The sequence below is a fragment of the Vreelandella neptunia genome (genome assembly GCF_000712975.1).
Taxonomy (GTDB): domain Bacteria; phylum Pseudomonadota; class Gammaproteobacteria; order Pseudomonadales; family Halomonadaceae; genus Vreelandella; species Vreelandella qaidamensis.
Genome location: NZ_JHQL01000003.1, coordinates 832,026 through 853,147, shown reverse-complemented (window position 1 = coordinate 853,147; position 21,122 = coordinate 832,026). Strand labels below are relative to the sequence as shown.

20 protein-coding genes are annotated in these 21,122 nt (G+C 49.1%); 18 read left to right on the top strand and 2 right to left on the bottom strand.

Features of this window, described 5'->3' with window-relative positions:
- Positions 1-31: 31 nt before the first annotated feature.
- From CR46_RS0112015 to CR46_RS0111970, 10 genes are all read left to right on the top strand, one after another.
- On the top strand, positions 32-1,078 hold the full coding sequence (locus tag CR46_RS0112015) for a COX15/CtaA family protein (protein ID WP_051690170.1): 1,047 nt from the start codon (positions 32-34) through the stop codon (positions 1,076-1,078).
- 294 nt (positions 1,079-1,372) lie between these two features.
- Complete coding sequence (locus tag CR46_RS0112010) at positions 1,373-1,840, top strand: DUF2489 domain-containing protein (protein ID WP_030073179.1); 468 nt, start codon at positions 1,373-1,375, stop codon at positions 1,838-1,840.
- A gap of 289 nt (positions 1,841-2,129) precedes the next feature.
- Positions 2,130-2,999 carry an OmpA family protein gene (locus CR46_RS0112005; RefSeq protein WP_030073177.1) on the top strand — a complete coding sequence of 290 codons (870 nt, stop codon included), beginning with the start codon at positions 2,130-2,132 and terminating at the stop codon, positions 2,997-2,999.
- A gap of 214 nt (positions 3,000-3,213) precedes the next feature.
- Positions 3,214-5,136 (top strand): threonine--tRNA ligase, encoded by a 1,923-nt coding sequence (gene thrS / locus CR46_RS0112000; protein WP_030073176.1) that lies wholly within the window; start codon positions 3,214-3,216, stop codon positions 5,134-5,136.
- A 12-nt stretch (positions 5,137-5,148) separates the two neighbouring features.
- The gene (gene infC / locus CR46_RS0111995; RefSeq protein WP_084180457.1) at positions 5,149-5,688 is read left to right on the top strand and encodes a translation initiation factor IF-3; all 540 of its coding nucleotides are present in this window, start codon (positions 5,149-5,151) and stop codon (positions 5,686-5,688) included.
- 81 nt (positions 5,689-5,769) lie between these two features.
- On the top strand, positions 5,770-5,964 hold the full coding sequence (rpmI, locus tag CR46_RS18175; RefSeq protein WP_009724291.1) for a 50S ribosomal protein L35: 195 nt from the start codon (positions 5,770-5,772) through the stop codon (positions 5,962-5,964).
- Positions 5,965-6,021: 57 nt separating this feature from the next.
- Entirely contained in the window at positions 6,022-6,375 is a 354-nt protein-coding gene (gene rplT, locus CR46_RS0111985) for a 50S ribosomal protein L20 (protein ID WP_009097607.1), read from the top strand.
- Positions 6,376-6,532: 157 nt separating this feature from the next.
- Entirely contained in the window at positions 6,533-7,552 is a 1,020-nt protein-coding gene (gene pheS / locus CR46_RS0111980; RefSeq protein WP_030073168.1) for a phenylalanine--tRNA ligase subunit alpha, read from the top strand.
- Positions 7,553-7,578: 26 nt separating this feature from the next.
- Entirely contained in the window at positions 7,579-9,960 is a 2,382-nt protein-coding gene (pheT, locus tag CR46_RS0111975; RefSeq protein ID WP_030073165.1) for a phenylalanine--tRNA ligase subunit beta, read from the top strand.
- A 119-nt stretch (positions 9,961-10,079) separates the two neighbouring features.
- Positions 10,080-10,370, top strand: a complete 291-nt coding sequence (locus CR46_RS0111970; protein ID WP_030073163.1) for an integration host factor subunit alpha — start codon at positions 10,080-10,082, stop codon at positions 10,368-10,370.
- Positions 10,371-10,431: 61 nt separating this feature from the next.
- On the opposite strand, the gene CR46_RS0111965 is transcribed toward CR46_RS0111970, so the two are convergent.
- Entirely contained in the window at positions 10,432-10,638 is a 207-nt protein-coding gene (locus CR46_RS0111965) for a DUF2788 domain-containing protein (protein WP_030073162.1), read from the bottom strand.
- 142 nt (positions 10,639-10,780) lie between these two features.
- Between CR46_RS0111965 and CR46_RS0111960 the strand changes: the two genes are divergently transcribed.
- The 8 genes from CR46_RS0111960 to CR46_RS0111925 all read left to right on the top strand — a co-directional run bounded on the left by CR46_RS0111960 (position 10,781) and on the right by CR46_RS0111925 (position 20,267).
- The gene (locus tag CR46_RS0111960; RefSeq protein ID WP_030073160.1) at positions 10,781-11,242 is read left to right on the top strand and encodes a flavodoxin domain-containing protein; all 462 of its coding nucleotides are present in this window, start codon (positions 10,781-10,783) and stop codon (positions 11,240-11,242) included.
- 2 nt (positions 11,243-11,244) lie between these two features.
- Positions 11,245-11,613, top strand: coding sequence for a hypothetical protein (locus CR46_RS0111955; RefSeq protein WP_030073158.1), 369 nt, complete (start codon positions 11,245-11,247; stop codon positions 11,611-11,613).
- Positions 11,614-11,862: 249 nt separating this feature from the next.
- Entirely contained in the window at positions 11,863-13,215 is a 1,353-nt protein-coding gene (tig, locus tag CR46_RS0111950) for a trigger factor (protein WP_030073156.1), read from the top strand.
- A 64-nt stretch (positions 13,216-13,279) separates the two neighbouring features.
- Positions 13,280-13,897, top strand: a complete 618-nt coding sequence (clpP, locus tag CR46_RS0111945; protein ID WP_030073154.1) for an ATP-dependent Clp endopeptidase proteolytic subunit ClpP — start codon at positions 13,280-13,282, stop codon at positions 13,895-13,897.
- Between the two features lie 74 nt (positions 13,898-13,971).
- Positions 13,972-15,252: an ATP-dependent Clp protease ATP-binding subunit ClpX gene (gene clpX / locus CR46_RS0111940; RefSeq protein WP_030073153.1), complete on the top strand. Its 1,281-nt coding sequence runs from the start codon at positions 13,972-13,974 to the stop codon at positions 15,250-15,252.
- 191 nt (positions 15,253-15,443) lie between these two features.
- A complete protein-coding gene (gene lon, locus CR46_RS0111935) occupies positions 15,444-17,873 on the top strand; it encodes an endopeptidase La (RefSeq protein WP_030073152.1) in 2,430 nt (809 codons plus the stop codon).
- Positions 17,874-18,068: 195 nt separating this feature from the next.
- Complete coding sequence (locus tag CR46_RS0111930) at positions 18,069-18,341, top strand: HU family DNA-binding protein (protein WP_030073150.1); 273 nt, start codon at positions 18,069-18,071, stop codon at positions 18,339-18,341.
- A gap of 111 nt (positions 18,342-18,452) precedes the next feature.
- Positions 18,453-20,267, top strand: coding sequence for a SurA N-terminal domain-containing protein (locus CR46_RS0111925; protein ID WP_030073147.1), 1,815 nt, complete (start codon positions 18,453-18,455; stop codon positions 20,265-20,267).
- Positions 20,268-20,347: 80 nt separating this feature from the next.
- Here the strand turns inward: CR46_RS0111925 and CR46_RS0111920 are convergent, their stop codons facing one another.
- Entirely contained in the window at positions 20,348-21,118 is a 771-nt protein-coding gene (locus CR46_RS0111920) for a UDP-2,3-diacylglucosamine diphosphatase (RefSeq protein WP_030073144.1), read from the bottom strand.
- Between the last annotated feature and the right edge of the window lie 4 nt (positions 21,119-21,122).

Genomic DNA, 21,122 nt, shown 5'->3' with positions numbered 1-21,122 from the left:
TGCTCGACCTAATAGGTCGTAAGGACACAACGTGCCACATTCTACTGAGCGGCGTTTACAATGGCTGAAATACATCACCTTGGCCGGTACGGCACTGACAGCGCTAGTGATTCTAGTCGGCGCATGGACGCGCTTAGTTGACGCTGGTTTAGGTTGCCCAGACTGGCCAGGGTGTTATGGACGGTTGCTAGTCCCTGATAATGAACATGCTGCGCTACGCCATCCTGATGTGCCTCTTGAGCCTTTTAAGGCGTGGGTAGAGATGGCTCATCGCTATGTGGCGAGTTTTTTAGGGCTTATCGTGCTAAGCGTCGTGGCGCTAGGCTGGTCACTACGCAAGAGTTCAGGATACCCATGGAAAGTTAGTCTTGCTCTACTAGTGGTTATATTGCTTCAAGGAGCATTTGGGGCTTTTACCGTTACTTTAAAGCTTTGGCCGCAGGTGGTTACTCTGCATTTGTTGGGCGGGCTAAGTGTGCTAACGCTATTTTTTTGGGTGCATATGCGAATTCGCCTTAGCTTAACTAGGCATTTGACTACCCCTAGCAATGCTATTTCATCTCCCAAAAGCTATGTCTTCCCAACTAGCAGCATGAATTTACTTTGGGTGATAGGGGTATCGGCATTGATTTTGCAGCTTGCCTTAGGTGGCTGGGTAACCAGCAACTATTCAGGCATTGCTTGTCAAGGGTTCCCGACCTGCAATACGCAGTGGTGGCCAGAAATGGATATAAGTGAAGGCTTTCACCTGACACAAACTGTTGGACCTAATTATTTACATGGGCAGTTACATGCCGACGCACGTACTGCAATACACATGATGCATCGCCTTGGAGCACTTCTTCTTGGGATAGTGCTATTGGTATTATGGTGGCGCTATCGAACGACTGTCTCTGTTGGTCGAGCGCTTACGCTGGTGGTTATGGCTTACGTTATACAAGTCATACTTGGCGTTGCCAACGTTTTGTTGTGGCTGCCGTTATGGCTGGCGCTGTTACATACCGCTGGTGCGGTTGCATTGACAATAAGCATGGGGTGGGCGGTTTGGTGCTGGCGTTATCAAGATAATACCGACTGAACCACGGGAAGGCTTGTAAGAGCTGTAAGCCCCCATATTATGGGGCAGCGCGCATTTTTATATATCCATAAATTGCTGGCTAATGATAAGTAGGTCGAGTTGCCGTTAACTAATATTTTTTATTTTTATCATGCGGCATAAAATTTGCTTGCACCGATGAAAAAATAATTTTTATTAAGTGTGCTTCATGGTTGTTAATCTAACGAATGTGTTTCAAGATTTGAAATTAGTCTACTTGGTTCAATAGGGTGTATAGTTATTGTCAAATTCTTTTAAGACTTTGCGAGGACCGTTATGAGTACCACGCTAGCGTTAATATTGCTTGCGGCTGCAGTAGCGATGATTGTGGCTCTTGGTATTTATGCCTTTAAACTTCGTCAAGAAGTAAAGCGTCGAGAAGCCTTCAGAATCGATGAAGACCGACGAGCCCACCAAAATAGCTTGGAAAATCTCGATTACGTCGTCAGTGCACTTGTCCAAGAGCAAGTCGACATTACGGAAGGTTCTTGGCGTTGCAAGGTACTGCTGGAGATTGTCGATCCAAGCCTAGCGGAGCGGCCGGAATTTCAAGCATTTGCAGAAGTATATAACCGTACACGTCATCTAAAAACACACTCTGCACGAAAGCAGCTAACACCACGAGAACGGATGCAAGAAGACAAAGAGCGGCTTGCTGTTGAGGATGAAATGCGTTCTGCAGTTCTGGCAGCAGCGCAGCAGGTAATCAACTGGAGATCTAAAGGGGGAGTAGGGCTTCATTAACGTTGTTTAACGAGCGTTATGATTAGTAAATGCGTTACCCTACGTTTTTTGACGCTTATTGCGTCAGCTTTGCTATGCTGAAAATGTCGGTATTGGCAAGAAGTTGATATCTCGGCATTGTTGCCTTCTCGTGATTAAAGGTTAATCATAGGCAAACGCCCAGCCTTACGGTGACCGTAGAATATCGCCATAGCGCTGGGCAGCGAAAAATGGATGCTCTCGCAATAAGAAGCATTGGATAGATTTGGTCTCATGACCATGTCAGCATTGGATCAAGAAGGAGTCTTGCATGAAAAAATCAACGACTGGCTTGCTAATCGGTTCCGCACTGGTAGTAGGCTTATCAGGCTGCGCCAGCTCAGCATCACAATCATCTGGCCAAACCAGCGCAAATAGTGACCGCGATTGGTATCAACATCCTTTCGTTTGTGGCTTAGCTGGCAGTGTCATCGGCGGCAGTATTGCCTACGCTACTAGTGGCAACTCTGATGAAGATGAAAATACCGCTATTGGTGCAACAGCTGGTGCAGCAATTGGGGGCTTGCTATGTGCAGACCGCACGCCTGAGCCAGTGGCTCCGCAGTGTCCGAGCTATGGTGAAGTGCCTGCAGGCGTTGCAGTTGATGCTGAAGGCTGCCCGCTGGACTCCGATGGTGATGGTGTTCCTGATTACCGTGACCAGTGCCCAGGAACGCCTGCTGGCGTATCTGTTGATGCCAATGGTTGCCCGCTGGACTCTGATAATGATGGCGTGCCGGATTATCGTGATCAGTGCCCTAACACCCCTGCAGGTGTTGAAGTTAACTCACTTGGCTGCCCAGAGAGTCTAGTGCTTCGTGATGTTAATTTTGAATTTGACTCTGCTCAGCTAACGCCGAACGCGCAGAACGTGCTCAACGGTGTTGCCGAGCGTTTGGTTAACAACCCGAACGTACGCGTAAGCATCGAAGGCCACACTGATTCGCGTGGTTCTGATCAGTACAACAAGAACCTTTCACAGCGTCGTGCAGAGTCGGTTGCTGCTTACCTGGCTCAGCGTGGCGTAAGTGCAAACCGTATGCGCGCCATTGGTTATGGCGAAGAGCGTCCGGTTGCTTCTAATGACACAGAAGAAGGTCGCTTCCAGAACCGCCGTGTTGAATTGGATGAGTGGAACTAAGCTACTCATTGATTCATCTTTATTAAGGGGCTAAATACGGCTGTTGATACTTGCCCTTTAAGTACGAAACGGGAGGCTTTTTGCCTCCCGTTTTATTTTACGGCTTGCTAAATTCTGGTAGGCTGAACGACTTTAAAAAACTCAACACTTTCCACCATTGATAGCGAAATGTGATCCTTGGTATGGATCACCACTGCGCTCAAGGAATACCTTAATGCCCATAGTAACATTGCCTGATGGCAGCCAAAGAACGTTCGAAACACCACTTTCTATCATGCAGCTCGCAGAATCGATTGGCCCTGGTTTGGCCAAGGCCTGTGTGGCTGGCAAGATTGATGGTGTGTTGGTCGATGCTGCTGATTTAATCGAGCATGATGCTGAAATAGCGATAATTACCGCCCGTGATCCAGAGGGCCTGGAGATTATTCGTCACTCTTGCGCTCACCTGATTGGGCATGCGGTTAAACAGCTATATCCTGATGCTAAAATGGCCATTGGGCCGGTGATTGATGATGGTTTTTATTACGATATTGACTTTGGTAAGTCTGTAACGCCTGAAGACTTAGATGCCATTGAAAAACGTATGCAATCGCTCATTGAGCGTGACTACGATGTGATACGCGAGTACGTTGATCGCGACAAAGCGATGAGTACATTTGTTGAGCGTGGCGAGACATTCAAGCAAGAAATTGTTCGCGATATACCCAAAGATGCAACAATTCGTTTGTATCACCATGAAGAATATACGGATATGTGTCGTGGGCCGCACGTGCCAAATACGCGACACCTTAAAGCTTTTAAGCTGACAAAGTTGGCGGGTGCCTATTGGCGTGGTGATGCTTCTAACCCAATGCTGACACGTATTTATGGCACCGCATGGGGCGATAAGAAGCAGCTCAAGGCTTATTTAAAACGCCTAGAAGAAGCTGAAAAACGAGATCACCGTAAACTGGCGCGAAAAATGGATCTTTTCCATTTACAAGAAGAAGCGCCTGGAATGGTGTTTTGGCACCCCAATGGCTGGACGATGTACCAGGCCTTGGAAGATTACATGCGTAAAATTCAGCGTGCGCATGGCTATCAAGAGATTAAAACGCCGCAGGTGGTAGATCTTTCATTGTGGAAGAAATCTGGTCATTGGGGGCATTATAGTGAACTCATGTTTACCACTGAGTCGGAAAAGCGTGAATATGCCGTTAAACCGATGAATTGCCCCTGTCATGTGCAGGTATTTAATCAGGGGTTGAAAAGCTACCGCGATTTGCCGTTGCGCCTAGCAGAGTTTGGTAGCTGCCACCGAAATGAACCATCGGGTTCCTTACATGGTCTGATGCGTGTTCGTGGTTTTACTCAAGATGATGCGCATATCTTTTGTACTGAAAGCCAAATTCAGGCAGAAGCAGAAGCATTTATTGTGCTTACCTTGCAGGTTTATAAAACGCTCGGCTTTGAAGACGTTGAGCTTAAACTCTCAACACGGCCTGAAGATTTTCTTGGCGAAGCAGAGATGTGGGATCGAGCAGAGCATGGGCTTGAGGCTGCACTTAATGCAACGGGGCTTGATTGGGAGCTTCAGCCAGGAGAAGGGGCTTTTTATGGGCCGAAAATTGAATTTGCCCTGCGTGATTGCCTGAATCGTGTTTGGCAATGTGGTACTCTACAGTTAGATTTTAATTTGCCAGGGCGGTTAGGCGCGCAATATGTAGATGAAGATGGGACGCGTAAGACCCCTGTTATGCTTCATCGTGCTATCTTAGGGTCCTTTGAGCGGTTTTTGGGAATCCTAATTGAGCACTATGCTGGTGCTATGCCATTGTGGTTGGCGCCTCAGCAAGTCGTTTTGATGACCATTACTGATGCGCAGCGTGATTATGCGCTTGAGTTGGAGCAACGGCTGCAAAAAAATGGTTTACGTGTCAAAGCGGACTTGAGGAACGAGAAGATCGGCTTTAAAATCCGTGAACACACATTACAGAAAGTTCCCTATCTCCTTGTGGTGGGAGATAAGGAAGTCGAAGCTGACTCAGTGGCCGTGCGAACTCGCAGCGGCGAAAACCTCGGCACAATGACAGTCGATGAATTCATTGACCGTTGCAGTGCCGAGCGAGCAGCCCTGGCGACATCGTCAATTGCCTAAGGAGACGGAGCAATCAAGCGAAGCAATCAGCGCGGGCGTCCACAAGACAAACGCCCACCAATGAACGAGAGAATTATCGAAGAAGAAGTACGTTTAATCGATGCTGAAGGTGAGCAGTTGGGTGTTGTGCCCACCACCGAAGCACTTGAGCGTGCCGAAGCTGCCGGTTTAGACCTCGTACAAATTTCGAATGCCGATCCGATCGTGTGTAAGATCATGGATTATGGCAAATTTGTTTTTGAGACGAAGAAACAAAAAGCGGCTCAAAAGAAAAAGCAAAAGCAAATCCAGGTTAAGGAAGTTAAGTTTCGTCCTGGCACCGATGAAGGCGATTATCAGGTCAAGCTTAAAAACCTGACACGCTTTCTAGAAGGTGGTGATAAGGGCAAAGTCACATTGCGCTTCCGTGGTCGTGAAATGGCGCATCAAGACATTGGCCGTAAGCTAATGGAAAGGATCGCGGCAGACCTGGAAGAGATCGGAGCGGTTGAGTCTTTCCCCAAAATGGAAGGCCGCCAGATGATCATGATTATTGCCCCGAAAAAGAAGTGATCCAACGGCGAAGTTAACGGATCAGCGCGAAAGCGCTGATCGGCCCTGGGTTTTCTAAAAAACATCGAGCGGAGTTTTCTCATGCCGAAAATCAAAAGCAACAGCGGCGCTGCCAAGCGCTTCAAAAAGACCGCGAATGGCTTCAAGCACAAGCAGTCTTTCCGTAGCCACATCTTGACCAAGAAGTCGACCAAGCGTAAGCGTCAGCTGCGTGGCATGAAACAGATTCATGCTTCTGATAAAGCGCTGATCCAGCGCATGCTGCCGAATCTGTAAGGTCGAATTTTCTTATCTGAGAGCATTTAGCCTCAGTCATAAAGTCAGGAGTGTGTTATGACCCGTGTTAAGCGTGGCGTAGTTGCCCGTCGTCGCCATAAAAAAGTATTGAAGCAGGCCAAAGGTTACTACGGTGCCCGTTCGCGTGTTTTCCGCGTAGCCAAACAGGCTGTTATCAAAGCCGGTCAGTATGCTTACCGTGACCGTCGCAACCGCAAGCGTCAATTCCGCGCTTTGTGGATTCAGCGTATTAACGCTGGCGCGCGTATCAATGGCATGTCTTACAGCCGCTTTGTTGGCGGTCTGAAGAAAGCCGGTATTGAAATTGACCGTAAAGTATTGGCCGACCTGGCAGTACACGAAAAAGCTGCGTTTGCAGCTATCGTGGAAAAAGCCAAGGCTGCCCAATAAAGCATATAACGCTGAGCTAAATCAGTGTGATGTGTCTGAGGTCATTTTAGTGTGACCCATGCAGGGGAAGAGCAGCCGCTCTTCCCCTGTTTTTTTGTCACCTTCAACATGCCAGCCATCTTTAGAGATGGAAACCGCTTAATTCGGAGTGAATCGGATGGACCATCTTCCTACTCTGGTCACAGAGGCCCGCGATGCGATTCAGGCAGCGCAAAGTGTCTCTGCCCTAGATGAGTTGCGCGTACGTTACTTAGGTAAAAAAGGCGAAGTGACGGCCTTGTTGAAAGGCTTAGGAAAGCTATCAGCAGAAGAGCGTCCTGCCGCCGGTGAGCAAATTAATCAGGCAAAACAGACCCTGGCTACTGAAATTGATACAAAGCGTCAACAGCTTGAAAGCCAAGCACTCAACGCTCGCTTGGCGGCAGAGAGAATTGATGTAACGCTACCCGGTCGTGGTCAAGAGAGTGGTGGTCTGCACCCTGTTACCCGCACGCTTGAGCGCATTGAGGGCTTATTTACCAGGATTGGCTACGATGTGGCGGTAGGGCCAGAAATTGAAGATGATTATCACAATTTTGAGGCGCTAAATATACCTGCCCATCACCCGGCGCGCGGTATGGCCGATACCTTCTATTTCGATGCTACCCGCCTGTTGCGTACCCATACGTCGCCAGTTCAAGTGCGTACGATGAAGAGTAGCGAGCCGCCAATTCGCATTGTCTGCCCCGGTCGCGTCTACCGCAGCGATTCAGATCTCACCCATACGCCAATGTTCCATCAAGTGGAGGGTCTGTTGGTTGATGAAGGTGTGAGTTTTGCAGATCTTAAAGGCACGATTGAAGATTTCCTCCAAGCTTTTTTTGAACGCAATGATCTTTCAGTGCGCTTCCGTCCCTCTTACTTTCCATTCACTGAACCTTCTGCAGAGGTCGATATTCAGTGCGTGATGTGTAGCGGTGATGGCTGTCGTGTTTGCTCGCATAGCGGCTGGTTGGAAGTGATGGGCTGTGGCATGGTGCATCCCGAGGTATTTCGGCACTCAGGTATTGATGCTGAGCGCTACACAGGGTTTGCATTTGGAATGGGTGCCGAGCGGCTTGCAATGTTGCGCTACGGTGTTAACGACCTGCGTTTGTTCTTTGAGAACGATCTGCGTTTTCTTCGCCAATTTACCTAAGACCGCTGCCAACGACGGGAACCCTTATGAAATTTTCAGAACAGTGGCTGCGTGATTGGGTGGCACCGCAGCTTGATACACAGGCAATCGCCGATCAGATCACCATGGCAGGCCTTGAGGTTGATGGCATTGAGGCCGTTGCATCCCCATTTAGCGGGGTAGTGGTCGCAGAGGTATTGACCAAGGCGAAGCATCCAGACGCGGATAAACTCAACGTCTGTACCGTTAATGATGGTACGGGTGAACCTGTGCAGGTGGTGTGCGGCGCTCCCAACGTTGATGTGGGCCAAAAAATTCCATTTGCTCAAGTGGGTGGTGTGTTACCTGGCGACTTCAAGATCAAGAAAGCCAAATTGCGTGGCGTAGAGTCTCGCGGAATGATTTGCTCCGCCTCTGAGTTAGGTTTGGCGGAGGAGGTGTCACCAGGTATTTTTGTGCTACCTGCCTCCGCGCCGGTAGGCGTAAATTTTCGTGAGTACATGCAACTCGATGATATGACTATTGAAGTTGATCTCACGCCGAACCGTGGTGATTGCCTCAGTATTAAGGGGCTAGCCCGAGAAGTGGGTGTGCTCAATCGTCTTCCGGTAAGTGGGCCTGAAATGGCCACTGTTGATGCTAGTATCAGTGATACTTTTTCAGTGCGTATTGAGGCGCCAGAACAGTGCCCGCGCTACTTGGGGCGTATTATTAAAGACGTTGATGTTAGTGCCGAAACCCCGTTGTGGATGGTAGAACGTTTACGTCGCAGTGGTGTTCGATCTATTGATCCTGTGGTTGATGTCACTAACTATGTGATGCTGGAGCTTGGTCAGCCGCTGCATGCATTCGACCGCGATAACCTTCATGGCGGTATCACCGTTCGGTTGGCGGGCAAGGATGAGCGTTTGACTTTGCTGGATGGGCAAGAAGTAGCGCTGAGGTCGGAGACGCTGGTTATTGCAGACGATAATGGCCCGCTAGCAATGGCTGGTGTCATGGGGGGTGAGAACTCAGGTGTAAACGAGAAAACAGACACGATTTTCTTGGAGTCTGCCTATTTCACGCCGTTGGCTATCGCAGGGCAAGCGCGTTCATATGGTCTTCATACGGATGCATCTCACCGGTTTGAGCGTGGCGTTGACCCGGCACTTGCCAGAGTGGCAATTGAGCGAGCCACCAAGCTTTTGATGGAGATATGTGGCGGCCAGGCAGGGCCCGTTGTTGAGTCATCTAGTAGTGAATACTTGCCAGCGCCACGCAACATCGTACTGCGCGAAGCACGTCTAGAAAGTGCGCTTTCAAAGCGGCTGCCAGCTGAAGATGTAACTGACATTCTTCAGCGTTTAGGGCTAGCGGTTGATAAACAGGGAGATGGCTGGTCCGTTACAGCACCAAGTTGGCGCTTTGATTTGGCAATTGAAGAAGATCTCATTGAAGAGATTGCCCGGATTCATGGCTATAATAATCTGCCTGTCCGGCGCCCCGCAGCGCGTTTAGCGCTACGTCCCGCTAACGAAGCAATGCTGACACAGGCTCAATTGCGTAATCAGATGGTGGCGCGTGGTTTTCAGGAGGCGATAACCTATAGTTTCGTTGCGCCTGACCTACAGACGGCGCTGCTGCCAGACGCGGTATCGCCAGTGTTGGCAAACCCGATTTCGTCAGATTTGTCAGTGATGCGCGCTAGCCTGTTCCCGGGCTTGGTGCGTGCGCTTGAACATAATCTTAACCGCCAGCAGACCCGTGTCAGATTGTTTGAAACCGGTTTAGTATTTAATGGTCATTTAGACAACCTGACGCAGGTGCCCATGATGGGAGCCCTGGTGTGTGGGAGTCGTGAGCCAGAAGGCTGGAGCGGGGCTAAGGCTCAGGTCGACTTTTATGACCTAAAAGGGGATTTAGAAAGTCTATTAGCGCTTGGTGGCGCGTTTGATGCTTGGCGCTTTGAGCCAGATGAGCACCCTTCGCTACATCCTGGGCAAACGGCTAAGCTGTTGCACAATGGTAAGCCTGCTGGTTGGATTGGTGCGTTACATCCTCAGGTGCGAGCTAAGTTGGGACTGAAGGTTGATGCTGTTATGTTCGAAGTTCGCCTAGATGCACTCAGTGAGGGCGCCATTCCAGCGTTTGAGCCACTGTCTCGCTATCCAGAGGTTCGTCGCGACTTGGCTTTCACCGTCAAGGCAGAAACACCAGTTCAGGCACTGCTTGATTGTGCAAAAGCACAAGCGGGCGATTACTTAAAAGACATTAGACTGTTTGATGTCTATGCTGGTAAGGGCGTGGCCGATGGTGACAAGAGTATTGCGTTGGGCTTGACGTGGCAGCATGCATCGCGCACGCTAAATGATGATGAAATCAACCTGTTGGTAGATTCCATCATAGCGCAAGTACGATCTGAACTAGGCGCCGAGCTACGAGCATAGCCGTTGTAGCCAGGACGGTAGGTGATGTTTGGGATCAGTTCTTGCGAATAACTAAATAGCGCCATAACGCGACGCTTATCACGTTCTTGGCAATGCGTTTGCTACATGGAGGGGGCCTTATGGGTGCGTTGACCAAAGCAGAGCTAGCAGAACATTTACACACTGAGCTTGCGCTGTCGAAGCGAAAAGCAAAAGCCATGGTTGAGGCTTTTTTTGAAGAGATTCGTGCCTGCTTACGCGAAAATGAGCAAGTTAAGCTGTCGGGTTTCGGAAACTTCGACTTGCGTGATAAGCGCGAAAGACCAGGGCGTAACCCCAAGACAGGTGAGGAAATTCCAATTTCTGCCCGCCGCGTCGTTACTTTCCGTCCCGGCCAAAAACTGAAGCAACAGGTAGAACGCTACAAGTAGCTATTGATTGGTTAAGTAAGTAAAAAGGAGTGCCGAACGGCACTCCTTTTTCATCTGTTGGCTAAACGCCACGCCCTTCGATCAGCCAGGTAATCACCACCTTAATAACGTAGCCCAGCATGCCAGCTCCCAAAACAACAAAAAGCATGATGGTGCCGAATTTTCCAGCGTTCGATTTTTTCGCTAAATCCCAAATAATAAAACACATAAATACGATTAGACCACCAACCATAATGGGTGTGATCCATGCCTCAAAAAGTTGTTGCATAACATTTCCTGTGCAAAATTAATGATCCCACCTGGGGAGGCGTGTGCCGTCTTTACAAGTCGTGTTAATATTTGACCAAATTAATCGGGTATTTGTCGACTGAACGACGTGTAGTGCGACACTTTTACAGAGGAGTACGAGCATGCCAACGCTAACAATCTTAGTCGGTACTATGTACGGTGGTGCGTTAGATGTCGCAGAGCAAGTAAAACCGTTGTTTGAACAAGCGGGCTACAAAGTTGATATTTCAGAACAGCCAACCATCAATGACTTGACTCATTCTGCAGATCTCACGCTTTTTTGCGTATCGACAACGGGGAGTGGCGATTTTCCAGGTAATTTTGTTTCCTTTGTGCGTGGTTTGCAGGAAAAAAGTCCTTCACTCGCATCGTTACGCTACGGCTTGATTGCGTTGGGCGATAGCTCGTATGGAGAAACTTTCTGTGGAGCGGGAAGGGCACTAGATGCTCTATTAGAAGAGCACGGTGCCACGCGTCTAGGAGATCGTCTTGAAGTCGATGCAATGGAAACCTTCATGGCAGATGACGCCGCTGTTCCATGGGTGGAAGAGTGGATAGTGGCTCAGCAGCTAAAGGTTGCCTAATAATGCAGCGGGTCCCTTATTCTCCGGAACGTATAAGTGTTGCCATCGGACTTTGCATCGTAATGTTGGCAGCTATACCACGCTACATGGTAGAAGGGCATGAAACACGCCAAACACTGCTGCTTATCGCACTCGCTATTGTACTAGGGGCCGCTGCTGTTCAGTGGAAAATGCTCTCTGTTAGTGCACGAAAAGAGTTACCTAAGTTATGTCAGCGTTTAGCGTTGATGTTGCTAATGGGTGCCCTCGTGATGGGGGCATGGCATGCTTTGTTCACTGATTGGATTAGTTGGCAAGTATTTATTTCGCACGCAGCGACGTGCGGGCTACTATTTCATGCCATTTCCCTATGGTGGGGAAAACACGAGTAAAGACCATTGCGTTGGGTTAGCTAATTAGGCTACAACGCTATCTTTAACGTTTCGAAAGGGTTTTGGTTGCCTTGCAACCAAAAAAACGGCCTAAAACGGCCGTTTTGCTAGTAATTACTCTTGTATTTGTGGGTTGTGCCCCCATCTTGCGAGTATGGCGCTTGCCACGATGCGCTAGGGTTCTTAAAATTGCCCCCTTGAACTTATTTTACGCAATCAACATAACGCCCAGCCGCTAGAGGACAATTCATGCAAGTTTCCGTCGAGACGACCTCCCAGATCGAACGCCGTATCACTATTCAGGTGCCGGCCGCCGAAATCGACGAGGCCGTCAGCGCTCGCTTGAAAGACACCGCGAAAAACGTTCGCTTGAATGGTTTTCGCCAGGGCCGAGTGCCGATGGCTGTAGTTCGTCAGCGCTATGGCGACAGCGTGCGCAACGAAGTGGTAGGTGAAGTGATGCGTGAGCGCTATGTGCGCGCCATCACAGAGGAAGGCCTTAATCCTGCCGGTTTCCCCCAGATTGAGCCAAAAGTAAATCAAACTGGTAAAGATTTAGAGTTTGTAGCGGTAATGGAAATTTATCCGCAGGTCGAGCTTGCTTCTATCGAAGGGACTGAGGTTGAGCGCCCAGTAGTAACTGTCAGCGATAGTGATGTTGATGAAATGATCGACACACTGCGTAAGCAAAACGCTGCCTGGGAAGAAGTAGACGCTGCTGCCGCTGATGGCGATCAGGTCACTATCGATTTCCAGGGCTTCCTGGGCGATGAGCCGTTCGAAGGTGGAAGTGCAGAAGGCCATGCTCTGGTGATTGGCTCTAACAGCTTCATTCCAGGCTTTGAAGAGCAGTTAATCGGTGCGAAAGCAGGTGATGAGAAAACGATAACTGTTACGTTCCCTGACGATTATCAGGCGGAGCATCTTGCAGGCCAAGAGGCGACTTTTAAAGTTACTGTTCATAAAGTCAGCAGCCAAACGCTGCCGGCCGTAGACGCTGAGTTTATTGCTCGCTTTGGCGTTGAAGATGGTGATGAAGACAAGTTCCGTGCTGAAATCAAAAAGAACATGACGCGCGAAGCTGCTCAAGCGGTTGATAACCGTGTTAAGCAGCAAGTGCTAGATGCACTGAAAAAAGCGAATGATATCCCTGTGCCTAGTGCGCTTGTTCAGCAGGAAACTGATGGCATGAAACGCCAAGCAGCGCAGCAGTTTGGTTTGGGTGAAGACTTTGACGTTAGTCAACTGCCAAATGAATTGTTCGAAGCGCAAGCGAAAGGCCGTGTTCAGGTAGGCTTGTTGTTGGCTGAGGTTATCAAAGCGAATGAGTTGGACGCTGACGATGACGCGATTAAAGCTAAAGTTGAAGAGCTGGCAGAGCAGTACCAGGATCCTTCCGAGGTGGTTGAGTACTACATGAGTAATGAGCAACTCAAAACTCAAGTGAAGTCTGCCATTCTGGAAGAGAAAGCAGTTGATAAGCTATTAGAGCAGACGAACGTTAAAGACGTTGAAATGTCCTATCAACAGGCATTGGCAGCAGCTCAGCAACAAGCCGAGCAAGATGAAGATGTTGAAGAAAGCGAGCAAGCTAGCGCCTAACTTCATCGAGTGGCGCACCCTTTCATCGGGTGCGCTTTCCCTTACCGGACGCAAGGAATCACGAATGAGTGAGTTTGATATTCAAAACGCCGGCGGTTTAGTGCCCATGGTGGTTGAGCAGAGCGCCAAAGGGGAAAGAGCCTACGACATCTACTCACGGCTTCTAAAAGAGCGTGTTATTTTCCTGGTAGGACCAGTTGAAGATTACATGGCAAATTTAGTGGTGGCGCAGCTGCTATTTCTTGAGTCAGAAAATCCTGATAAAGATATCCATCTTTACATCAATTCGCCTGGTGGATCGGTTACGGCTGGTATGTCTATTTATGACACCATGCAGTTTATTAAGCCGGATGTATCAACGGTATGTATTGGCCAAGCGGCTAGCATGGGTGCGTTGTTGTTAACAGCGGGTGCTGCGGGTAAACGTTACTGCTTACCTAATTCCCGTGTAATGATTCATCAGCCGTTGGGTGGCTATCAAGGTCAAGCGTCTGATATTGAAATTCACACCCGTGAAATTCTAGGTATTCGTGAAAAGTTGAATCAAATTTTAGCGCACCACACTGGCCAAGATCTTGATACCGTTGCTCGGGATACTGACCGTGACAACTTTATGAGCGCCACGAAAGCCCAAGAATATGGCTTGATTGACGCAGTGCTGGATAAGCGGCCTACATCCTGATAGCGTGATAGGATTCTGCTTTTCTAACGAGCTTTTCCGGCGGCGTAAGCCGCCGCAGTGATAGAGGTACGCGAATGGCCGACGGCAAAGGCAAGGACGAAGGTGGCAAGCTTTTATACTGCTCGTTTTGTGGTAAAAACCAAAACGAAGTGCGCAAGCTAATTGCAGGCCCGTCCGTGTATATCTGCGATGAGTGTGTCGACTTATGTAATGACATCATTCGCGAAGAAGTTCTCGAAGCCGATGCCGAGAGCGATGAAGAGCGTTTACCTACGCCGCGCGAAATACGTCATACGTTAGACGACTACGTCATCGGACAGGATCGCGCCAAAATGGTGCTTTCTGTGGCGGTTTATAACCACTACAAACGTCTCAAGTCAGAAGTGCGCGAAGGCGATGTAGAGTTAGGTAAATCAAATATTCTGCTTATTGGTCCTACAGGTAGTGGTAAAACGCTGCTAGCGGAAACCATGGCACGGCTACTTAATGTACCTTTTACCATTGCCGATGCCACCACGCTGACAGAAGCGGGTTACGTGGGTGAAGATGTTGAAAATATCATCCAAAAGCTTCTGCAAAAGTGTGATTACGACGTTGAGAAGGCTGAGCGTGGCATTGTCTATATCGATGAAATTGATAAGATTTCACGCAAATCCGATAACCCTTCCATCACGCGTGATGTGTCGGGTGAGGGCGTTCAACAGGCGCTGCTCAAGTTGATTGAAGGGACAACCGCCTCTGTGCCGCCCCAAGGTGGTCGTAAACATCCCCAGCAAGAGTTTGTTCAGGTCAATACGGCCAACATTCTGTTTATTGTGGGGGGGGCTTTCGCGGGACTTGATAAAGTTATCCGTGATCGGGCTGAGAAAGGTGGCATTGGCTTTAATGCCAGCGTGAAGAGCAAAGAGTCCTCGCGTGGCGTTGGTGAGCTGCTGGCTGATGTAGAACCAGACGACTTGGTGAAGTTTGGGTTAATACCTGAATTTGTTGGCCGTTTGCCAGTGATTGCAACACTCACCGAGCTAACAGAAGATGCACTGGTACAAATCTTAACTGAGCCAAAGAACTCACTGGTTAAGCAATACGCTAAGCTCTTCGAAATGGAAGATGTGACGCTGGAGTTTAGAGATGATGCGCTGCGTGCAGTGGCTATCAAAGCGATGGAGCGTAAGACCGGTGCGCGAGGGCTGCGTTCTATCCTTGAGTCCGTTCTGCTAGATACCATGTATGAAATTCCTTCGCTTGAAGGTGTTAGCAAAGTGGTAATTGATAGTTCAGTGATTGCTGGTGAAAGCGAACCGTTGCTGATTTATTCAAAGCAGGAAGAAACACGTGTTGATGGCACCGATGGCTAGTGGTTAAGCATTTACGATGGCCTAGTCTTGCTCGCTTGCGCCAAACAAAGGGGTCGCCTAGGCGGCCCCTCGTTATTCATCTGTTACTCGTAAAGTTTCTGCCTAGTTGCCCAGCGCCATGCTTTTCATACTGTGAGGTACTTGATTAAGTACCCTTTCAAGTACTCATCCGATTTTGAGGAACGTCTGCGATGCAGCAGAACGCCGATCAGACACAATGTCTACCCCTGTTGCCTTTGCGGGATGTCGTTGTGTATCCGCAAATGGTTATTCCACTTTTTGTTGGTCGCGAGAAATCCATCCAAGCATTGGAAGCAGCGATGGATGCCGACAAACGTGTGCTGCTGGTAGCTCAGCGCGAGGCCTCACAGGACGAGCCTGACAATGCTGATCTTTATGCCATGGGCACCGTGGCTGATATCATGCAGTTGCTAAAATTACCCGATGGCACGGTGAAAGTGCTGATAGAAGGTAATTTTCGCGCCGATGTCATGAAGATTGAAGAAAACGAAGCTGGTTACACCCAGGCACATCTAGTGCCGCGTGAGAGTCAGCCATTGACTAGTCGTGAGCAAGAAGCGTTAGTACGCGTATTGCTCAATCAATTTGAGCAATACGTCAAACTGTCCAAAAAAGTGCCTAACGAGGTTCTCAATTCGCTTTCTGGAATTGAAGATCCAAGCCGCTTGGTGGACACCATTTGCGCACACCTGTCGTTAAAGATAGGTGATAAGCAAGAGCTGCTTGAAATGGATCGTGTCCGCGACCGTATCGAGCACTTAATGGCACTTATTGAATCAGAAATTGATTTGTTGCAGGTTGAAAAGCGCATCCGCTCACGCGTAAAAGAGCAGATGGAAAAGACCCAGCGCGAGTATTATCTCAATGAGCAGATGAAGGCCATCCAGAAAGAAATGGGTGAGCTGGAAAATGTGCCAAATGAAGCTGAAAAATACGAGCAGGCCATTGCCGCTTCTGGAATGCCTAAAGAGGCAGCTGATAAAGCGACCCAGGAGCTTAATAAGCTCAAGATGATGGCTGCTAATTCTGCCGAAGCAACGGTTGTTCGCTCCTATCTTGACTGGCTAATTGCGGTCCCGTGGAAGAAGCGCACACGTGTAAAGCACGACCTAGTGAAAGCACAGGAAGTGCTCGATCAGGATCACTACGGTTTAGAAGAAGTAAAAGCACGTATTCTTGAATATCTTGCTGTACAGAAGCGTGTTCGTAAGATGAAAGGGCCTGTATTATGTTTGGTAGGGCCGCCAGGGGTGGGGAAAACCTCTCTTGGACAATCTATCGCTCGGGCAACAAATCGTAAGTATGTTCGTTTGGCGTTAGGCGGTGTTCGTGACGAGTCTGAGATTCGTGGTCACCGCCGCACCTACATTGGCTCATTGCCGGGTAAGTTAATGCAGCGGATGAGCCGTGCTGGTGTTAAAAACCCGCTTTTCTTACTGGATGAAGTCGATAAGCTAGGGATGGATCATCGTGGTGATCCTGCCTCAGCGCTGCTAGAAGTGCTTGATCCAGAGCAAAATAATAGCTTCAGTGATCACTATCTGGAATTGGACTACGACTTGTCTGAAACCCTATTCATCTGTACTGCTAACTCGATGAATATTCCAGGCCCGCTTTTGGATCGCATGGAAATAATTCGTTTGCCGGGTTACACAGAAGATGAAAAGCTAGCAATCGCGAGACGATATTTGTTGCCGAAGCAGCAGGAAGCGAATGGCCTAAAGACGGAAGAGCTGGCACTTAACGACGACGCATTGTTAGAACTAGTGCGTTATTACACCCGTGAAGCTGGGGTGCGAGAGCTAGAGCGTCAGATCGCTAAAGTATGCCGTAAAGTGCTGCGTGAACGTCTAGAAGCCGAGCAGACAACTGGTGGTAAGCAGGGTAGCCAACTACAGGCACAGCAGGTACTAGCAGCTGAAGATATTGAAGCCTATGCGGGCGTACGTCGTTATAGCTACGGGTTGGCTGAACAGGAAGATCAAGTTGGTCGCGTGACGGGGCTAGCATGGACATCAGTTGGCGGCGAATTACTGAATATCGAATCTGTTGTGACACCTGGTAAGGGGCGTATTAACAAAACCGGCTCGCTGGGCGATGTTATGAAAGAGTCAGTGAGTGCGGCGCAAACGGTCGTTAAGGCCCGTGCGAAAGAGTATGGGATTGACCCTCAGAGATTTGAGAACGAAGACTTGCATATTCATGTGCCAGAAGGAGCCACGCCAAAAGATGGCCCTAGTGCAGGCGTTGCCATGGTAACCGCTATTGTTTCTGCCTACACTCAACGCCCTGTACGCTGTGATGTGGCGATGACTGGAGAAGTTAACCTGCGTGGTGAAGTGATGCCTATTGGGGGGCTGAAGGAGAAATTGCTGGCAGCTCGTCGCGGTGGTATAAAGATAGTCTTGATCCCCGAGGAAAATCGTCGAGATCTTAAGGAAGTGCCAGAAAATATCAAAGGGGCCCTTGATATTCGCCCAGTGCAGTGGATAGATGAGGTACTAGCGGTAGCCTTGCATAATGATCCGGTTGATGAGAGTTCTGCGTTAAAAAGTTCTGACGCAGCTTTTGGTTCAACCACTGTAGCAAGTACCCATTAAGCGTTAATGCTCCGTTGAGTTTTTGACATTAATTAATAAGTTTGTCCAAGACATTGAGTTTTGGGCATTTCACGGCTCTGTCGCTTGACAGGTGTTTCAATGCATTGCTATAAATCGCAGCCATGCTTTGAAGTTATATCTTACGGTGGCAGTGCCGTTCAGAGCCATTTTTTTGAAATAGTCAAGGGGTGAAGTGTGAATAAGTCTGAGCTGATTGAAGCTATTGCCGCGTCTGCTGATATTCCCAAAGCAGTGGCAACCCGCGCATTGGATGCCATGGTGGAGTCTGTCACCGATAGCCTCAAAAAGGGCGAAAGTGTTTCACTGGTAGGCTTTGGCACTTTCGCTATTAAAGAGCGTGCTGCACGTACTGGTCGTAACCCGCAGACTGGTCAGCCGATTGAAATTAGCGCTGCGAAAGTACCTAGCTTTAAAGCCGGTAAAGCGCTGAAAGACGCCGTCAACTAATTGGCTCGCGTTTGCTGTAAGCTAATGGGCGCATCGCATCCGCGATGCGCCCATGTTTTTTTCTGGCCCGATAGTTGGGGCGATAGATGGCTGTGATGATCTGAGGCTAGCATGCTGCAAAGTATTCGAGATGGCTCCAGAAGCTGGGGTGCCAAAATAATTATTGGTGTTATGGTTGCTGCCATGGCACTTTTTGGTGTGGAGTCGCTGTTTAGTGTTTTTGGCGACGATCCTAATCAAGTGGCGAGCGTTAATGGCGAGCCAATCATGCGCCAGCAAATTGAGCTTGAAGTGCAACGTGCACTTCGCTCTGGACAGGTACCACCAGAGCAAGAACGGGCGCTTCGCAATGATGTCCTTGACCAGTTGATAACTCAGCAACTGCTAACGCAGTATGCTGAAGACGGTGGTGTGTTCGTCTCCGATGCCCAACTAGATCAAATGATTGTTGGTTTGCCAGAGTTCCATGATCAAGATGGTCGTTTTTCATCTGAGATATTTCGCAACCGTCTCGCCGGCGCAGGGTATACCCCAGTGGCGTTTCGGGAAGAGCTGCGTGCTGACATCAAACGCCAACATTTACAACAAGGCCTTGCGTTTAGCGACTTCAGCCTGGAAAGCGAGCAGGAGCGTTTAGCTGAGTTACAACGTCAGCAGCGTAGCTTTCGGTATGTTTTATTAGATGCTGATGATGTAAGTGTTGACGTAGAGGTTACTGATGCGCAAATGCAGGAATATTTCGATGTCAATCAAGCACGTTTCGAACGACCTGAACAGGTGCGCGTTGAGTATGTGTTAGTTGACCGCCAAGCCATGGCGGAGGGCGTTGACATTGATGAGGAAAAGTTGCGCGATGCGTGGCGTGAACAGAATCGCAATGCTGATCGGCGTGTTTCTCATATCATGGTGACGTTTGGTGATGAGCGTAGCCGTGAAGAAGCGCAAGCAGAAGCTAACGAAGCATTAAATGCGTTGAACAACGGTGAATCGTTTGCCGATACCGCATTGCGTTACTCAGATGATACGGCAAGTGCCGAAGAGGGGGGTGACTTAGGCGTTATTAGCCGCGGTTTCTTTGGCGATGCTTTTGATGAAGCTGCTTTTGCTCTTGATGAGGGAGAGACATCTCAGCTGGTAGAGATGGATGGTGCATTTCATATTCTCCAGGTAACTGAGCTTTCAGCGCCACCTTTTGAGGAGCAGCGTGAAGCACTTCAGCAAGATGTTGCACTGCGTGATGTCAGTGATGAATTTAATCAAAAAGTGCAGCGATTAATTGATGAGAGTTTTGCCGCAGATGACCTACAGAGTGTGGCAGATGATCTTGGTCTAACGCTGAACAAAACCGACTGGTTGGCACGTGGCGAGGGCGAAGGGGTACTTTCTGAACCGGGCGTACTTGATGAAGCCTTTAGTGATGACGTGCTAGAGGAAGGCTACAACAGCGAAGTAATCGAGCTTGATGATGATCGTCGTCTTGTGCTGCGTGTTGCAGAGCATCGTGAAACAACACAGCTGGCACTAGATGATGTGCGTGATGAAGTCGCTAACGCGGTTGCTGCTCAACAGCGTCAAGAAGCGCTTGAGCAAGAAGCAGCTCGTATGATTGCAGCATTAACATCAGGTGAAGCCAATAACATTGAATGGCTTGAGGCTAACAATATCTCACGCCAATCTAACAGTGTGCTTCCCCAAACATTGGTGCAGGAGGTATTTCGAATGCCTCGCCCCGAGGGTGGTAGCGTTTATCGCTCAGTGTCACTGCCAGAAAGTGTCGCGATCATAGCGCTTGATAGCGTCTCGGTGGGTGACGTTGACGAGCAGCTTACCTCTTTTGTCGCGCAAATGGCTGAACAGCTTCGTGCCCAGTCTGTTATCCAGGGCTTGGTTGACGATCTGCTTAGTGATGCGGAAATTGAACGTTAATTAAAGCTATATCAGCACGATAAAAAAGCCGGCCATCTTTTTTTGGTCGGCTTTTTTGATGATGTTGCAAATGTTAGCAATTAAGGTGGGTTATCTAAGGTGAATTGGCGTAAAACAGGCATGGGGTCATGGTCTGCGGTGCGCTCAACTACAATATCCCAGCCGTGCTGATCATCCCAGTCACCAAGTACAAATCGTTTTGCCGGCACATCTTCGACCGTTAAATCATGTACCTTAGGCCGGTGAGTGTGGCCATGAATCATAGTGGTGACACCGGCGTGCGACATCAGTGTCACTACTTCTTCAGGCGTTACATCCATGATCGCCTCTGCTTTGCTTGCGTTAGCATCGCCTGACTGCATACGGAGACTCTTAGCAAGTTCTAACCTCTGATCAAGAGGCAACGATAAGATTTGCGCTTGCCACTGAGGGTCTCTCGATTGTTGGCGGAATGCCATATAGGCTTCATCTCTAGTGCAAAGGCTATCGCCGTGTAGAATAACGGCTGGCACGCCCTGGAGTTCCACCGTTTGGCTTTCGGGTAGCAGGGAGGCTTGGCACTCATGGATGAAGCGCTCGCCAATCAGAAAGTCTCGGTTGCCGTGTAAGAAGTAAACGGCGGTTCCGTTACTGCTCAATTTGCGTAACCGCTTGACCACTTCCCAGGCAACGTCGCCAAGAGGGTGTGGTGTATCAAGAAGATCATCTCCGATCCAGGCGTCAAATAAGTCGCCTAATAGATACAGAGCATCAGACCCTGTAGCGGTGTGCTCTAAGTAGCGATAAAACCCCTGATTAATCTCAGGGGTATCACTGCTTAGATGCATGTCAGCTATCAGCAGAGTGCGCATAGGA

Coding starts and splice junctions, on each gene's coding strand:
- CR46_RS0112005 (WP_030073177.1), top strand. CDS start 2,130: ATGAAAAAATCAACGACTGGCTTGCTAATCGGTTCCGCACTGGTAGTA.
- pheS (WP_030073168.1), top strand. CDS start 6,533: ATGGACCATCTTCCTACTCTGGTCACAGAGGCCCGCGATGCGATTCAG.
- rplT (WP_009097607.1), top strand. CDS start 6,022: ATGACCCGTGTTAAGCGTGGCGTAGTTGCCCGTCGTCGCCATAAAAAA.
- CR46_RS0111920 (WP_030073144.1), bottom strand. CDS start 21,118: ATGCGCACTCTGCTGATAGCTGACATGCATCTAAGCAGTGATACCCCT.
- rpmI (WP_009724291.1), top strand. CDS start 5,770: ATGCCGAAAATCAAAAGCAACAGCGGCGCTGCCAAGCGCTTCAAAAAG.
- pheT (WP_030073165.1), top strand. CDS start 7,579: ATGAAATTTTCAGAACAGTGGCTGCGTGATTGGGTGGCACCGCAGCTT.
- CR46_RS0112010 (WP_030073179.1), top strand. CDS start 1,373: ATGAGTACCACGCTAGCGTTAATATTGCTTGCGGCTGCAGTAGCGATG.
- thrS (WP_030073176.1), top strand. CDS start 3,214: ATGCCCATAGTAACATTGCCTGATGGCAGCCAAAGAACGTTCGAAACA.
- CR46_RS0111925 (WP_030073147.1), top strand. CDS start 18,453: ATGCTGCAAAGTATTCGAGATGGCTCCAGAAGCTGGGGTGCCAAAATA.
- CR46_RS0111970 (WP_030073163.1), top strand. CDS start 10,080: ATGGGTGCGTTGACCAAAGCAGAGCTAGCAGAACATTTACACACTGAG.
- clpP (WP_030073154.1), top strand. CDS start 13,280: ATGAGTGAGTTTGATATTCAAAACGCCGGCGGTTTAGTGCCCATGGTG.
- CR46_RS0111965 (WP_030073162.1), bottom strand. CDS start 10,638: ATGCAACAACTTTTTGAGGCATGGATCACACCCATTATGGTTGGTGGT.
- CR46_RS0111955 (WP_030073158.1), top strand. CDS start 11,245: ATGCAGCGGGTCCCTTATTCTCCGGAACGTATAAGTGTTGCCATCGGA.
- tig (WP_030073156.1), top strand. CDS start 11,863: ATGCAAGTTTCCGTCGAGACGACCTCCCAGATCGAACGCCGTATCACT.
- lon (WP_030073152.1), top strand. CDS start 15,444: ATGCAGCAGAACGCCGATCAGACACAATGTCTACCCCTGTTGCCTTTG.
- CR46_RS0111960 (WP_030073160.1), top strand. CDS start 10,781: ATGCCAACGCTAACAATCTTAGTCGGTACTATGTACGGTGGTGCGTTA.
- clpX (WP_030073153.1), top strand. CDS start 13,972: ATGGCCGACGGCAAAGGCAAGGACGAAGGTGGCAAGCTTTTATACTGC.